Annotated in this window: 14 protein-coding genes and 1 tRNA gene; 9 read left to right on the top strand and 6 right to left on the bottom strand. The window is 46.8% G+C overall.

Annotated features, from left to right (window positions below; genetic code table 11):
- Positions 1–47: 47 nt before the first annotated feature.
- Complete coding sequence (locus ACI351_RS07100) at positions 48–851, bottom strand: hypothetical protein (protein WP_439734552.1); 804 nt, start codon at positions 849–851, stop codon at positions 48–50.
- 200 nt (positions 852–1,051) lie between these two features.
- Positions 1,052–2,365 (bottom strand): hypothetical protein, encoded by a 1,314-nt coding sequence (locus ACI351_RS07095; protein WP_439734551.1) that lies wholly within the window; start codon positions 2,363–2,365, stop codon positions 1,052–1,054.
- 121 nt (positions 2,366–2,486) lie between these two features.
- On the opposite strand from ACI351_RS07095, the gene ACI351_RS07090 reads away from it, so the two are divergent.
- Positions 2,487–2,948, top strand: coding sequence for a C-GCAxxG-C-C family protein (locus ACI351_RS07090; RefSeq protein WP_439734550.1), 462 nt, complete (start codon positions 2,487–2,489; stop codon positions 2,946–2,948).
- A 104-nt stretch (positions 2,949–3,052) separates the two neighbouring features.
- On the opposite strand, the gene ACI351_RS07085 is transcribed toward ACI351_RS07090, so the two are convergent.
- Entirely contained in the window at positions 3,053–3,781 is a 729-nt protein-coding gene (locus ACI351_RS07085) for a hypothetical protein (RefSeq protein WP_439734549.1), read from the bottom strand.
- Between the two features lie 138 nt (positions 3,782–3,919).
- Between ACI351_RS07085 and ACI351_RS07080 the strand changes: the two genes are divergently transcribed.
- From ACI351_RS07080 to ACI351_RS07070, 3 genes are all read left to right on the top strand, one after another.
- Positions 3,920–4,771 (top strand): hypothetical protein, encoded by an 852-nt coding sequence (locus tag ACI351_RS07080; protein ID WP_439734548.1) that lies wholly within the window; start codon positions 3,920–3,922, stop codon positions 4,769–4,771.
- An 85-nt stretch (positions 4,772–4,856) separates the two neighbouring features.
- The gene (locus tag ACI351_RS07075) at positions 4,857–5,303 is read left to right on the top strand and encodes a DNA-deoxyinosine glycosylase (protein ID WP_439734547.1); all 447 of its coding nucleotides are present in this window, start codon (positions 4,857–4,859) and stop codon (positions 5,301–5,303) included.
- A gap of 16 nt (positions 5,304–5,319) precedes the next feature.
- Positions 5,320–7,026 carry a hypothetical protein gene (locus tag ACI351_RS07070; protein ID WP_439734546.1) on the top strand — a complete coding sequence of 569 codons (1,707 nt, stop codon included), beginning with the start codon at positions 5,320–5,322 and terminating at the stop codon, positions 7,024–7,026.
- Positions 7,027–7,193: 167 nt separating this feature from the next.
- On the opposite strand, the gene ACI351_RS07065 is transcribed toward ACI351_RS07070, so the two are convergent.
- Positions 7,194–7,265, bottom strand: a tRNA-Arg gene (locus ACI351_RS07065).
- A 187-nt stretch (positions 7,266–7,452) separates the two neighbouring features.
- On the opposite strand from ACI351_RS07065, the gene ACI351_RS07060 reads away from it, so the two are divergent.
- From ACI351_RS07060 to ACI351_RS07050, 3 genes are read left to right on the top strand one after another with little or no spacing between them, the layout of a single operon-like run.
- The gene (locus ACI351_RS07060) at positions 7,453–7,596 is read left to right on the top strand and encodes a hypothetical protein (RefSeq protein WP_439734545.1); all 144 of its coding nucleotides are present in this window, start codon (positions 7,453–7,455) and stop codon (positions 7,594–7,596) included.
- Positions 7,586–8,299: a hypothetical protein gene (locus tag ACI351_RS07055; protein ID WP_439734544.1), complete on the top strand. Its 714-nt coding sequence runs from the start codon at positions 7,586–7,588 to the stop codon at positions 8,297–8,299. Before ACI351_RS07060 ends, ACI351_RS07055 begins: the two co-directional genes overlap by 11 nt.
- Before the next feature lie 15 nt (positions 8,300–8,314).
- Positions 8,315–9,478 (top strand): tetratricopeptide repeat protein, encoded by a 1,164-nt coding sequence (locus ACI351_RS07050; RefSeq protein ID WP_439734543.1) that lies wholly within the window; start codon positions 8,315–8,317, stop codon positions 9,476–9,478.
- A gap of 113 nt (positions 9,479–9,591) precedes the next feature.
- Here the strand turns inward: ACI351_RS07050 and ACI351_RS07045 are convergent, their stop codons facing one another.
- Together ACI351_RS07045 and ACI351_RS07040 are read right to left on the bottom strand one after the other, a co-directional pair.
- Positions 9,592–10,122 (bottom strand): type IV pilin protein, encoded by a 531-nt coding sequence (locus ACI351_RS07045; RefSeq protein WP_439734542.1) that lies wholly within the window; start codon positions 10,120–10,122, stop codon positions 9,592–9,594.
- Between the two features lie 342 nt (positions 10,123–10,464).
- On the bottom strand, positions 10,465–11,694 hold the full coding sequence (locus ACI351_RS07040; RefSeq protein WP_439734541.1) for a CinA family nicotinamide mononucleotide deamidase-related protein: 1,230 nt from the start codon (positions 11,692–11,694) through the stop codon (positions 10,465–10,467).
- 141 nt (positions 11,695–11,835) lie between these two features.
- Here ACI351_RS07040 and ACI351_RS07035 point away from each other — a divergent pair, with 141 nt between their 5' ends.
- Complete coding sequence (locus ACI351_RS07035; protein WP_439734540.1) at positions 11,836–13,161, top strand: Na+/H+ antiporter NhaC family protein; 1,326 nt, start codon at positions 11,836–11,838, stop codon at positions 13,159–13,161.
- Positions 13,158–14,225: a glycoside hydrolase family 3 N-terminal domain-containing protein gene (locus tag ACI351_RS07030; protein ID WP_439734539.1), complete on the top strand. Its 1,068-nt coding sequence runs from the start codon at positions 13,158–13,160 to the stop codon at positions 14,223–14,225. Before ACI351_RS07035 ends, ACI351_RS07030 begins: the two co-directional genes overlap by 4 nt.
- The last annotated feature ends 68 nt before the right edge of the window (positions 14,226–14,293 follow it).

The following is a 14,293-nucleotide window of genomic DNA, read 5'->3' as shown; positions in this document are numbered from 1 at the left end:
AAAAAACCCCTTCCGAAAAAGGGGTTTTTTATACTTTTGAAGAAAGATTAGAAGTGACCGCCTCCCCTAAAGAAAACACGCTCATACCATTTCAGAGGAGCAGTGTTTGTCGGAAACGCCATATATGTTTTAACTTGGCGTTTAACAACTTGTTGTTTCCGCGCCAGGCTTTGGTTTTGCTTTGTAACGGAAGCTTTTCTGTCAGTCTCCATACGTTGAAGAGTTCTGTTCAACTCAGCTACTTTGGCATTATTGCCGATAGCACCATACAACCAAACAGCCTTGTGGGCAATTTCGCGATACGCTACGGTCGGATTAATTTTTTCTGCTTTTTCAAACTCATTCAACATTTCCCGAATTTCTCTTTTATGATTAGGAGCCCAAACCTCAAATTGAGACCTTTGGTTTTCATACCCGAATTCAATAGGATCTTTTTCCGGGAAAAAAGTGAGTTCATTAAGACGGTAATAATGCCATAAAGTAAGAAACCGTATTACATACAATTCAGGCGCAGCCTTTCCCGCAGACACCTCGATGGCGCGAGCGGACCACAGCTTTACATTGGCAAGGGTTCTTTCAGATGCCCACATAAATGCCTCATCCTCATATATAATACCCATAAAGTTAACTAATGTGGCATTCCAGTAGGCAATATAGTTTTTCTTCTCTCTAGCCTGTTTATTCGCTAAATCCACAATATTATCAGCGATATTTCTTACTTCATAAGAAATGGAGTAATCCAACCTTACATTCTGGTTAAGTTTTTTAATAATCTCTGCTTCCCAGTCTTTACTATATCCTACAGCTGACAGACACGCCAGCGCAAGCAATGCAATTATGTATTTTTTCATTTTTTCCTCGTTATTTCTATTGAAGATAAAATTATTGTAAGAGTTTTTCCAAGGAGCTACAAGGACCATTGGCCCTAAAAAAAATTTTTTTTAGACCTATATTTTCATAGGACCTTTCAAAATCTTCTTCAAATTCTGTAATAACAATATGATAAAAAGTGCATAGGCCGCAGAACTTTTTACAAATAGGTTATGCAGATTTATTGACGGCCTTGTTTAGTTTTAGTAACAGAAATAATTTCTTCCGTCTCAAAATCATATTTATAAGTGGTTTTGGTCAGCTCTCGGGAGGTACGGTTTTCCACCAATACTTCCGGATTTGTCGGACTCCATACAGCACGGCGGACTGTAACCGTTATATAACGGGGAGAATACTCCTCCAACATTTCTTGCACTTTACTATAGGAAAATTTGCTGTCAAACCCCTTTTGCCAAATCTGTTTGCCTTCAGCATTTTGAAATGAAACGTAAGAAATATATTCGTCCACATTCAACGGAATAATGTTTTTGCCGTTTAAAATAAGAGGAAACGTCGCTTCGCCTCCGTTATGATATGCCTCCACCAAGATATTTAGGAAAGAAGCGTTGGTTGCATAGCCCACGTCAAACTGCGCGCCTTGGCAGTTGTACACGCTGCCCGTGTGAATTCCAACTAATTCATGGTCTGCATTTACAACCGCACTGCCGCACAAACCGGGGCGTTCTTCGCGGGCCAAAGGAATTGTAGTACGCACGGAAAGCGGCGTGACGTTGGTAATTTCACGGTTTGGAAGATGTACATCTGTACCTCCGGCAAAGCCTTGGGAAGAAAGCACATCCCCAAATTTTACAGGTACTTCGCTGATACGCAGCGGCTGAAACATTTTTTCAGCTTCCGGCGAAAATTTAACAAGCGCAATATCCAACATACTGGGAGAGGACAGCTGTACAATTTCCGCCGGCACTTTCACCATTTTTTCCCCATCAAAAACACCCGCTGTAAAATGACGGTTTAACGCTTTGTCCCAAGAAGAAACAGCGATGGCGTGCGCAGCCACCACTCCGTAGATTTCTTCCTCTCCGTTATACACCGTTTTAAAAACAGTGCCGGAGAACAGATTAGTAGGAGCATCTGTCGTTGCTGCCGCCTGAAAAGTGGCACGGCGAAGCGACGGGTTTGACCCAATATTGTTCAGTGTCGCTTTTAGTTGGAGATTTTCTTGCTGCAACAATTGGACGCTCTGTTCAAGCTGACGGATACGCAACTCAGTACCTTGCGTTACCGAATACTTCCCTTTAGATAAAATATGTGGACGTATCGGAACGGACACAGAAACAGGAACCTGCAAGCGGGAAGAAACCGCCGGCACACGCGTCGATGCGGCAGACATACGGCGCAGCGCAGCAGAAGAGCTTTTAGCAGCCGCTTCCCCCGCTTTTATGCCGAGGGATAATGCACGCCCCTGCGCAAACACAGTTCCAGCATTAAAAATCATACAAATCAAAGAAAAAGTAATGAACAAGAGTTTTCTCATATTTATATTGTAGATAGAAATCTACCTAAAATCTAGGGTCAAAAGACCCATTTTTCACTTCCGTAGGACCTATATTTTTATAGGACCTTTCAAAATCTTCTTAAAATTCTATAATGAAATTATGACGAAAAGCGAACAGGCCGTAGAACTTTTTAAAAACGGGTACAGTTGCTCACAAGCAGTCTTACTGGCATTCGCAGAAGAACTGAATTTAGATAGAGAAACCGCGGCAAAAATAGCCTCGTCATTTGGCGGCGGAATGGGCCGCCTGCGGGAAGTGTGCGGAGCTTTCAGCGGGCTGTTAATGGCGGCGGGTCTCAAACTTGGTCCCTCCGACCCAAAAGACGTAACAGCTAAAACGGCACATTATGCGTTGGTGCAAAAACTGGCTGCCCAGTTTAAAGAAGAAAACGGATCCATCATCTGCCGCGAATTACTTAAGTTAAGCGGTCCGCAAAGTCCCCAGCCGCAACCGCGCACAGTACAATATTATAAAAAACGGCCCTGCCACAAAATGATTGCCTGCGCAGCGCGGCTGATGGAAGAATTGCTTAACCCGCAGGAAAAGGGAAAAGGCGTTTAAAAACCCGCGTTTCTATTTTTTCTTCTGTGATAACATAGAGCTGTTTTCCCACCGATACGGGGAGCATTTATCTGTATCCACAACACGCTTAGGATCGCATTTTTCTACTTTTGCAAAATATGCACGGCAAAACCGCCGATTTCATCTTGCAAATAGACGACTCTTAACCGTCCGTCCGGATTATACCCCGCACTTGGCCAATTCAGTTTCACTCCGCACGCCTGTAAATAACGCGCCGCACAGCCGGCGTCCGCCGTGGATACGGCGATATGCCCGTGACGACCGTAAAACGGTTTTTTCATTACTTCAATAATATCACCCGCAAAATAGGCACCGCCGCGGTCCTCCTTCGGAAAGCCAAAAATCCGCTCAAACGAAGATACGGTATCCAACGACTCCGATTCATCCTTGCTGTTAATCCCCACGTGGCGCAAATTAAAATCCAAAAACGCAAGCAGCGCACGGTTTACCTGACGCGTTATTTCCGCCCAATTTTTTGCCCTTACGGCCTGCGCGGACGGTACAAACCGGCCACCGCCGAACACGTCTTCGCTCACGGCAGATTTTCCTCCGCCCGTAATAAATTTTGCTCCCGCCGCCAAAGCAAGTTCCTCTTCCTGCTCTGAAGAAACACGCACACCCGCGCAAAATTCCGGCTTTTTTTCTGTCAGTAATTTCAATGCGTCAAGCGACATTGACAGATAGGGAAGTTCCACACACGGCACGCCCGCTTTAAGAAGCGCGTCCGCCAACGGCAATATATCCGCCGCGTTTTCCAAGGTTACGGACGGCAATAACCCGATGTTTTTCAAACCTTCCGGTGTTTGGTTCATACGAAATCTCCCGTTTAACACTCCGCCTGTTTTGCAGCGGAACGTAACTTATAGAGTTATCTTAACATTTCAAAGACCCAGAACGGAATAGGTCTTTTGGCCCTTTTTTTCAGATAAATATTTACATACAATAAAAACATGAACAAAAACTTATTTCATCTCTTTTTCATCTGTTTGATGATTGCATTTGCCGCAGAACCGGCAAGTGCCCAAAAATACCTTAAAAACTTAGGAAAAGGATTAAAAACCATTCCGTCCACCGTTACAAAAGCTACAACAGCCGCTTCTGCACGGTGGGCAACAATGGGAACTCATATTACCCGCACAGTCGCCCGTTCCCATCCCAAATTGTATACCAACGTGCAAATAGTAACAGGAACCCCCAAAATAACCGCCTTGCGTAATACGCTGGAAGCGGGCTATGAACCGCACCGTTACAATCCGCGGCCCGCACTCCAAGCCGATAAAGCGCTGGCTGTTCGGGATTTTTCCGCAGTTATGCCTGCCGGTACAGAGGCTGAAACGCCTGTAATTCCCTTTCAAAATCAACGGGGCCTGATTTACCGCGGACTTGCCTTAAACGCCGACGGCCAAGCGATACGCAATATTTTAGAAAACGGTTTACTGATAAAGGATCTGGGACAGTATGCTTCGGATTTTATCACAAGTGTGGGAGCAGAGACTGCGAGAGGCCGCTGCCATTCCATGAAGGTTACCAATTTAACGGCAGAGTCGTCTGAAGCTGTAAAGTGGGCACAACTGCGTTCCCAAGAAGAAGCCATTCCGGTTGTAATGGTAGTAAAATATTCTTCCAATAAGGATTTGTTCTCACAGGACATACACGCCATCAATACCGCAGCGGATATTCCGCCCGAAGATATTTACGCTATGGCGGCGTTGTTAAATATCAACGGCGTCCCCACGTGGTGCAAAGTGGAACTGGAAGGAGAAGGGTTTCGTATCACACCGTACGAACCGGTTGCCGAATAACGCTCAAACCTTACTCTTTTAAAAACCCCGCATTAGGCGGGGTTTTTATTGCAGTATAACACAAGGATATTTATTATAATAAACTATGATTTACAGTTTTCCCCCCGCAGTTAACACATACTCCCGCATACTGGTCATCGGCAGTATGCCGGGGAAAGCGTCTTTGCAAGCCCAAGAGTATTACGCTTACAAATACAACCAATTTTGGCGGATGATTTTTGACATATTTGCCGGCGGACGGCAGCCCGAAAACTATGCGGATAAAATAAACACGCTTTTAAAGTACGGAATCGGCCTCTGGGACGCATTGGCCTCGTGTGAACGGACGGGGAATTTAGACGGTAATATCTCTTTGCCGCGACCTAACGATTTTCCCGCTTTATTCAAAGAATTTCCCCATATACACACGCTTCTTTTTAACGGACAAGCCGCGCGAGCGCATTTTAAACGCGCGTTCGGCACCTGCCACAAAGACAAGCATATCATTGGTAGGAGTAATTTAAGAGCAAATGCGGGCCATATGCTACAATAGGAAATAAGGAGAGGCTATGAAAAAAATAGTCACGATTTTATGTATTAGTCTTTTTGCAAGTGCGTGTGTTTCTGTAAATTCTGCAGGTAGTGCTTCCAAGGAAACAAATCAAGTTCCCGATAAAGTAGAAAACCCGTACTGCGAAGACGAGTTTAAGTCTTATAAAGTCTTCCAAGTACTTCCCGATTTTGTGTTAGTTCGGGCTTGTAAAGATACTACATGCAAAACAGCGGATGATAAAGTTTTATTGCTGTTCAAAGAAATTGATTATTCGTATACGGAAGGTGAAATTATAAATACTCCGGATGTTTTCTGCCGTACTTATATAAAAGATTATGCCTATCAAGATAAATCAGGCAAGCAACAGTTTGCTTCCGCCTTTATGCTTTTGCCTAAAAATATGGAAAAATCTTTTTTGCAACAGATTAAAAGCTTAAGGGGCGAGCCCTTAGACAGCACCCACTTGCTTACTATTGCGGCCAATCCAAAAGCAGGTTTTGAATGGGACTATTTAATCTATTTGCCAGAAGATTTAGATATTTCACGTAAGCTGCCCATTTTATTTATGATGACTAACACAGGGCACCTTACTTCTTCTAAAGAAGAATTACAACAAGATGTTTTAGAATATCTAAATTCTGAAAAGCAATTAGCCGACAAATTAGGTGTTCCGTTACTCATCCCCATTGTATCGCGAGAGGAAAATCTGTATTCGCATGAATTAAGCCGGGCCGTATTTGTATTGCAGGAAGGCCCTTTGAAACACTTAGATTTTCAAATAGTAAATATGTTTAAAGATGCGCGCAGGCAACTCAAGAAAAAAGGCATTCACACCCAAAAGAAAATGTTTGTAGCTGGTGCTTCGGCAGCCGGAGCCTTTGCGTGGCGTTGGACGCTTCTGCATCCGGAGTATGTTCTCGCTACCGTTGCAGCCATACAACATTATCCTACTTTACCGTTAAATGAACTAAACGGAGAAGAACTTATTTTCCCCATTGGTGTATCCGATGTAAAGCAGTATACCGGCAAGCCTTTTAACAAGAAGGCATGGCAAAAAGTACCTATTTTTGTGTATGAGGGCGGTTCGGACTACAACGATACATTGCTCTATGATGAATGTTATCCGGGGGAACAACGAGAACTCATCCACAAATTGTATGATGAAAACGGAGAAGATGACGAACAAGTTCGTGTGCGTAGTGTGCAAAAAGTATTATCACAAGTAGCTCCTAATGTACAAACACACGTTTACCCTAACATGGGACATTTAACTATGCCACAAGATACAGCGCTTTTCTTGCAACAAAATCAAAACGGCGGCTCGGTTAAACGCATAACTCCGACGGATACTTCTTCCCAGCCTGCTCCGTTGCCTTTGCGGGTGAGTGATTTATATTGGGGCACGCAAGCTCCGTTAATCCACGACAAAAAGTATTTAAAACTTACCGATTTGACTATGAAGATCCAAAAAAGTTATATGACTCACACGGTGTGGCAGCAGAAACGATGCAGCGTAGATGTGCTACAAGGAGACAGAGAAATTCTGTATGACAAAAGATGCAACGGTGTCTTTTGGGGGAACAATTTTGATTTGTTGCATATAACCTTTTCATCGGAAGAAGTGGCCAAATTAAAAGCCACAGGGAAATCCACTTTTAGATTGCGTTCTCATGCTTCTAAAATTGTGGATATTCCGGGAGAACTGACCTTTACGATACACTAATCTAATGTGCGTCCGGTGTCCAGCAAGCTGGAGCTCTTTTGTTAGATTACATCGTACCTCATTTTATGTGTAAATAGTAACTGTGTATATACTGTTGCAGTTTTGGAGCCATATTTACATAAAAATACCGTCTGAAAACTACTACTTCAGACGGTATCTTCAAGTCTTGCGCCCAACAGGAATCGAACTTGTATCTTCAGCTCCGCAGGCTGACACTCTATCCATTGAGCTATGGGCGCTTAAATCGGATTTTTCTGATGCGGATTATCAACTACCTAATTATTTTAACATTTTTGTTTTGACTTTTCAATTCTTTTTACAAAAATGTTTCGTTTTCTTTTTTTCGCACCGAAATTACAGTTTACTGTATATTTATTATATCATTTTTTCGCCGGATATTTCCGCCCAAACTGCTATAATAAAATTATGGAAAAGAATAATACCGGAACTTACATATACGATAAAAAATTACAAAAAATGGTAAAAGTGTCCGACCGCATTCCCTCCGCCCAAAAAAGGCACCACTCTTGCAACGGCTGCTGCGGACACTGTGGCTGCAATGAGGACTAACACCCTTCCGTTTAGCACCGATACCCCCAAAAGCAACCTGTTCACGCAGAGTATGCTCTCGTTTGTAACGGTGCTTAAAAAAGTATTTCTGCCGCATCTTTTGGCGGGAATGGGGCTTTTTTTACTGGCGGCGTACGCCTCATACCTTGCCTTAATCAAACCGCTTGGTTTATCCGCGCCGCTGGAATTTATCACCGCCGGAGTTTTGTTCGGTGTATACAGTCTGGTTTCTTTTGCGTACTCCATACTGGCCGCCTGCGTTTTTGCCATTCGCTCGGCCTGTACGGCGTGGGAAAATTTTTTAGATTCCTCTATTGAACTGGTTAAAAAAAATATCGCGGTTCATCTTGAAAACATGAACGAAGGCCTAGCCAAAGACCAAGCCAAAGTGCTGGTTTCCGGCAGTGTGCGGGAAGTGTTCCGCCAAATGGGAAAAAACGAATTAAAACACTTTCCGCGCTGGCTGGCGGCATCGTTTTTGGGTGCGGTAACCTTGGCGCTGCGTTCCGTTTTAATGGCGCGCATCGTCCAATTATCGGGCACTACCGTTAAACTGGGCAAAATCTTTGCCGGCAAAGCCGCGCTTGTTACGGCTGTATTTTTAAATTTGCGTCTGTTTTCCGCCCTTGCGCTGATACTGGTATACGCTGCGGGAGCCTTTTTGCTGGCGGTTAATTTTCTTTTTGTATTTTGGATAAAATAATAGTTTAATAAGAATATGCGTACATTCGTTCTGATGATGTGTTGTATCTTGTTTTCGTTCTCCGTTTATGCACAAACGGCAGCGCAACTGTTTGCCCAAGCCAAAACGGAGCCGGATCCGCACGCCCAAATCAAACTGTTAAACCGCGTAATTGCCAAAGCCCCCAAAATGGCCGACGCTTACCATTACCGCGGCGACGCTTACCGCAGTCTGGGACGCAACAAACAAGCAGTGGACGATTATACGCACACCATCAAACTGCGGCCGAAAGATCCTTTCCGCTATTATGCGCGGGCGCTTGTTTATATGGATATGGGGCGCAACGCGCAGGCCGTGTCGGACTTGACCCGCGCTGCCCAACTCAAACCGTCCTACCGTAATTTTTATTTGGCGCGCGCGCGGGCAAACGCCGCTTTAAATAACTACAACGACGCCATCTCCGACTATAAAAAATACTTAGGCAAGCGCAAAATCTCCGCGGATTTGGCTTTGGAAATCACCCCCGTGTATGTAAAATCCTACCGCTATCCGGACGCACAACGGCTGCTGAATACGGCTATTACGCAAGGAAAAGACAACGCCGACGCACATTTTTGGCAAGGCCGCGTTTTCTCCGGTTTGGGAAAAACAGACGAGGCCGTTTCCGCCTACAGCAAAGCGGTCAACAGAGATAACTCCTACGCCCAAGCCTACCTTTTTCGCGCCGCCGCGTTTAAGGATATGGAAGATTATCCCGCCGCGCTGGAAGATTTTTCCAAACTGATTGAACTTCAGCCGGAAGCCTCCTATTACAACCGCCGCGGATTGGTATACGAGGAAATGGGTCAATTCCACAAAGCGGCGGAGGATTATTCCCGCGCCATTGAACTCAATCCGAAATGGGCGATTCCCTACAACAACCGCGGTTTTGCAAAAATGCACTTAAAAGACTGGAACGGCGCAAAAGAAGATTTGGAAACGGCCATCAAGCTAGATGGCACAGCCCCCACCCCTTATATTAATTTGGCGGGCGTGTACTGGCTGAGTAAAAAGGACCGCAAGAACGCCTATCAAAATGTGGACAAAGCGCTGCGCTTAAATTTCCGTAACATTGAATCGTTATTTGACGAGGACCAAAAAGGCTGGATGTTTAAAGGGCTTAACCAAACGTCCGGCTTTAGAGCACTCTTGTACAAATGATTATTGTTTCGTAAAATTTCCCGTGCTTACGCACCGCTTTTTGTGCGCAGCAGCACTTATGCAAGACGCCCGAGATTTTCTCGGGCGTTTAAAATAAGGAACGGACGGGCGCTTTAGTCGGCGTAGTAACAGTTGCTGCTGCCGCCGCAAGAGCCGCATAGACAAATACCGAAATCCGAGCCATCTTTGGTAAAACCTAAATCCTTACACGCGCTGCCGCTGCACAAACGGCGGCCCGTTGTGGGATGTAGATTTAAGAAAAAAGAAGGACTGTTGTTGTATTGGGCAGTAAAAGCCACTACATTTCCGGAACACAACACATTGCCCCAATAGGTAAAATTCTTAGTAGTCTGCGGTACCTTAACAGCCAACGCCTCCCAATCCGGAAGGTTGTCGCTGTCAATGTACAAACGTCCACTCGGGTTTTCCAAACAATACGCATTTCCCGCCATATTCAGGTTTTTCAAGTTTCCCCACGCTTCCGCCGCACGGCTTTTGAGCACCGCTTTTTGGTACTGCGGGAGCGCCACCGATGATAAAATACCGATAATCAATACAACAACTAATAACTCAATCAGCGTAAAACCTTTTTTACTAGATTCTGAAACAAGTTCAGAATGACGGCTAAATATACAACCTTTCATATTCATTTCTCCTATTAAAAAAGTCATCTTGAGTTGCTTCTGCCCGCGAACTTCCGATTTTAGCGAAATAAACCGCAATCGAAAGTCCCCACGCAGGAACCCTATAGAACAATCCCACTGTATCAAAAAAAAAAAACAAGTCAAGCACCAGCGAATTGACCTTCCGTGCTGCGGGGATTATCCGCGCTCATCTGACTACAGAAGCCACACTATTTTAGAAATGACGCGGACAAATGAACGACGACAAATAATAGGAGACAGTTAAAGAGTCGTCATCCCGTAACGTCGTTATACGGGATCTCGTTGTTATGCACGCTAAAAAGCAGGCGGCGGGCGTGTACGTTATTTTTCAATCTCTTCCAAAAGCATTTGAAGCGCTTGCACGGAAGCGCGGCCGATATTGCGCTCCCGCGTGCGGGAAAATACAAATTTTTCCGCCCTTGTGTTGTGCGGACCGGCCACGGCAATCCACACGGTGCCGACGGGCTTTTCCGCCGTTCCGCCCGACGGGCCGGCAATGCCCGTAGTGGCCGCCGCATAGTCCGCCCCCGTGATACGCCGTACGCCTTCGGCCATTTGCCGCGCAACGGGTTCGCTCACGGCTCCATAGCGCGCCAAATCCTCCGCACTTACGCCCAAAACACGCTGTTTAACATCATTGGAATAGGCCACCACCCCACCTAAAAAATAAGCGGACGCACCAGCCTCGGACGTCAGCATACGCGCGATATTCCCCCCCGTACAGCTTTCGGCGCAAGCCACGGTCTTGCCGCTGTTACGCAATCGGCGGGCAAAATTTTCTTCGCCGCTTTCCTCCGTATTTTCCGTAAACTTCAGGCCGGATAGTTCGTTTAAAAGCTGCGCAAAAAGTCCGTCCAACAATGCAGCCGCCGCTCCCTTGGCCGTCAGCCGCAGGCGGACATATCCCGCCGAAGGCAAATACGCCAAATTTACGCCCTTAGGCAAAATTTCTTCAAACGAGGCCAGTTTCATCGCCAGTTCGGCTTCCGGTATTTCAAAAACCGTTACCATTTTGTACCGCAACAGCGACGCGCCGAATTTCTCCCGCAGCCGCGGCAGCACTTCGGCGGGAAACAAATACTCCGTTTCAAACGGCACCCCGGGCAGCGAAACCACTACTTTGCCGTCTTTTTCAAACCACATTCCGCAAGCGGTACCCTTCAAATTACGAAGCGGCGTACAGTTTTTGGGCAAAACGGCTTGCGTCTTATTGTAAGCGTTCAGGCGTTGCGGACAGGAAGAAAACATTTCCTCCAGCCACGCGCGCGCCTGCGCGTTGACCACAAGCTCCGTGTGAAAAAATTCCGCCAAAGCAGATTTAGTAATATCGTCTTTCGTCGGACCAAGCCCGCCCGTAACAAACACCGCATCGGCAGCCGAAACCGCCTCCTGCAGGGCGCGCAAAATAGCGGTTCGTTCGTCCGCCACAGAACGCATCTGCACCGTTTCTGCGCCCGTTTTGGTCAGTTCGCGCGCGATAAAACGCGAGTTAGTGTCTAAAATTTGGCCGAGTAAAATTTCATCTCCGATCGTAATAATAACGGCTTTCATAAGATTCCCCCTCCGGCGTACCGGACACTTTATTGTATCACTTTTTAGACGGGAAAGCCTCTGCGCCCCTAAAATTTATATAATATCATTATTCTGTGCCGCCCTCTATGCACTGACGGCGGCCGCCCTTGCGGAGTTTTTATGAAACCAAACGACATTACCCCCAATCCTTTTGCGCTGATACCTTTGGCCGTATTCTTATTTTCCTATTTGGCCGTTTCGCTGGCAGCGGGCGATTTTTACAAAATGCCCATTACCGTGGCGTTTGTGATCTCTTCCGTAGTGGCCGTATGGATGAGCAAGGGCGGCAATTTACACAACCGCATAGAACTCTTTTGCAAAGGCGCGGCCAATACCAACATTATGCTGATGGTGGTGATTTTTGTGCTGGCGGGCGCGTTTGCCCAAACCGCCAAAGCGATGGGTGCCGTAGACGCTACCGTCAACCTGACGCTTTCCGTACTGCCCCATAACGTACTGGCCGCCGGCGTGTTTTTGGCTTCTTGCGTGATATCGGTTTCCGTCGGCACGTCCGTCGGAACGATTGTAGCTTTAACGCCCGTCGCCGCGGGCTTGGCGCAGGAGACGGGATTGTCCCTGCCGTTGATGAGCGCAGTGGTCGTCAGCGGGGCAATGTTCGGGGACAACTTGTCGTTTATTTCTGACACTACCATCGTCGCCACCCGTTCTCAAGGCTGTAAAATGGCTGACAAATTTAAAACAAATTTTCACATTGTTATCCCTTTTGCACTGTTGACCTTGCTGCTGTACATTCTTGCCGGAAGCGGGGCGGCGCACTCGTTTTCGCACGGGGAAGTATCGTGGGTGAAAGTGCTGCCGTATATTGCCGTACTCGCCGCCGCCGTAATGGGCGTTAACGTAATGGCTGTACTGCTCGGCGGAACGGTGTTATGTGGGGCTATCGGCCTGATAACGGGCGCGTTTGACCTGTGGGGCTGGACAACGGCGATGGGAGCCGGCATCAACGGAATGGGAGAACTGATTATCGTCACCATTTTGGCGGGAGGAATGTTGGAACTCATCCGTTACAACGGGGGACTCAAATGGATTATTCACAAACTGACGGCCAAAATCTCGTCGCGCAAAGGGGCGGAGTTAAGTATTGCGGGCATTGTCAGTTTTGCTAACTTGTGTACAGCCAACAATACAATTGCGCTGATTATGGCGGGGCCGATTGCCAAAGAAATCGCCCAAAAATTTAACGTGGCCCCGAACCGAGCGGCCAGCCTGTTAGATATTTTCTCCTGCTTTGTACAAGGGATCATTCCCTACGGCGCACAGCTGTTAATGGCTGCCAGCCTTACCGGCGTTTCGCCGCTTCAAATTATGCAGTACTTGTACTATCCGTATTTACTGGGCTTGGGCGCGCTGCTGGCGATTTGGCTGGAATATCCGCGCAAATATGCCCTGGGAGATACCCTTTCTACAACTGAGGCGGAAATATGAAACAACAACTGACACGCTTATTTTCTTTTAAAAATATCATACGGCTCGCACTGGCGTGCTTGATTATATTCGGTGCATACAAAACCTTTTTTCCCCACAAAAAGGATATTATGCCCGTTGTTCTGCTGATTAACCGCTACCCGATGACGCCGGAGGACAAACAGTTTCTCAAAAACATCAACCCGTACGGTTTTTTATTAAGTATTCCCATACACCCCGGGCTGAAACTGCCCGATCTTAAAAAAGAACTGGAAGAAGTATTGGGCAGAAAAGATTTCCTGTTTTTTATTGATCAGGAAGGCGGAGCGGTCAACCGGATCAGACATTTTGTAGACGGATTTGACGCGCCCGCGCCCGAAACTTTCGGCAAACTGGCGGAAAAGAATTTTGACGAAGCCGTCCGGCAGGCGTACGAATACGGCGTGCGTACGGGCAAAACACTCAAAGACCTGACGATTGACGTGGTATTCGCCCCGCTGGCTGAACCCTCTGCCGGCCCGAAAACCCACCGCAAAAGCCGCTATTTTTCCCAAAATCCCGAAACCGCCAAGGCGCTTGCCGATGCGTTTGCCAAAGGCCTTGACGACGGCGGCGTAACGCCTTGTTACAAACATTTCCCGGGTGCGCCCACAGAAACGGATCCGCACCAAACGCAGCAGGAAATAACCGACTCGTTGGACACGCTGCGCGCCCGCGGCGTTAAGCCGTTTGAAGAGGCCGCCCGCTGGAACTGCCTGATGACGGCGCTTGCCGTATATCCGGCGGTAGACAAGGATACAACGTCCATTTTTTCGCCCGCATTTTACCGTTTCTTACGCAAAGAAATCCCCTACCAAGGGCTGATTATTCCCGATGCGCTGAATATGGAAGCCGCCGAAGGGGCGGACATTACCACCATCGGCGCGCGAATGAACAAAGCGTTGGAAGCCGGAGCGGACGTGGTTATGCCGTTTTTTCCGTTCTCATCCTCGCCGCAGTGGATGGAAGAACAGCTGCGCCAAATCCGTACGCCGCAAATTAAACGGTTTCAAAAGAAAGTACACTTGCTTAAACGCCGCAATTAAAATCGTTCTAAACGCAAAAGCCCGCTCGTAAAGAGCGGACTTTTTTTGTTGATTACATTTTTTTACAG

The sequence above is a fragment of the Candidatus Avelusimicrobium sp. genome, assembly GCF_051874775.1.
Classification (GTDB): Bacteria; Elusimicrobiota; Elusimicrobia; order Elusimicrobiales; family Elusimicrobiaceae; genus Avelusimicrobium.
This window is presented reverse-complemented; position numbering and strand designations above follow the sequence as displayed.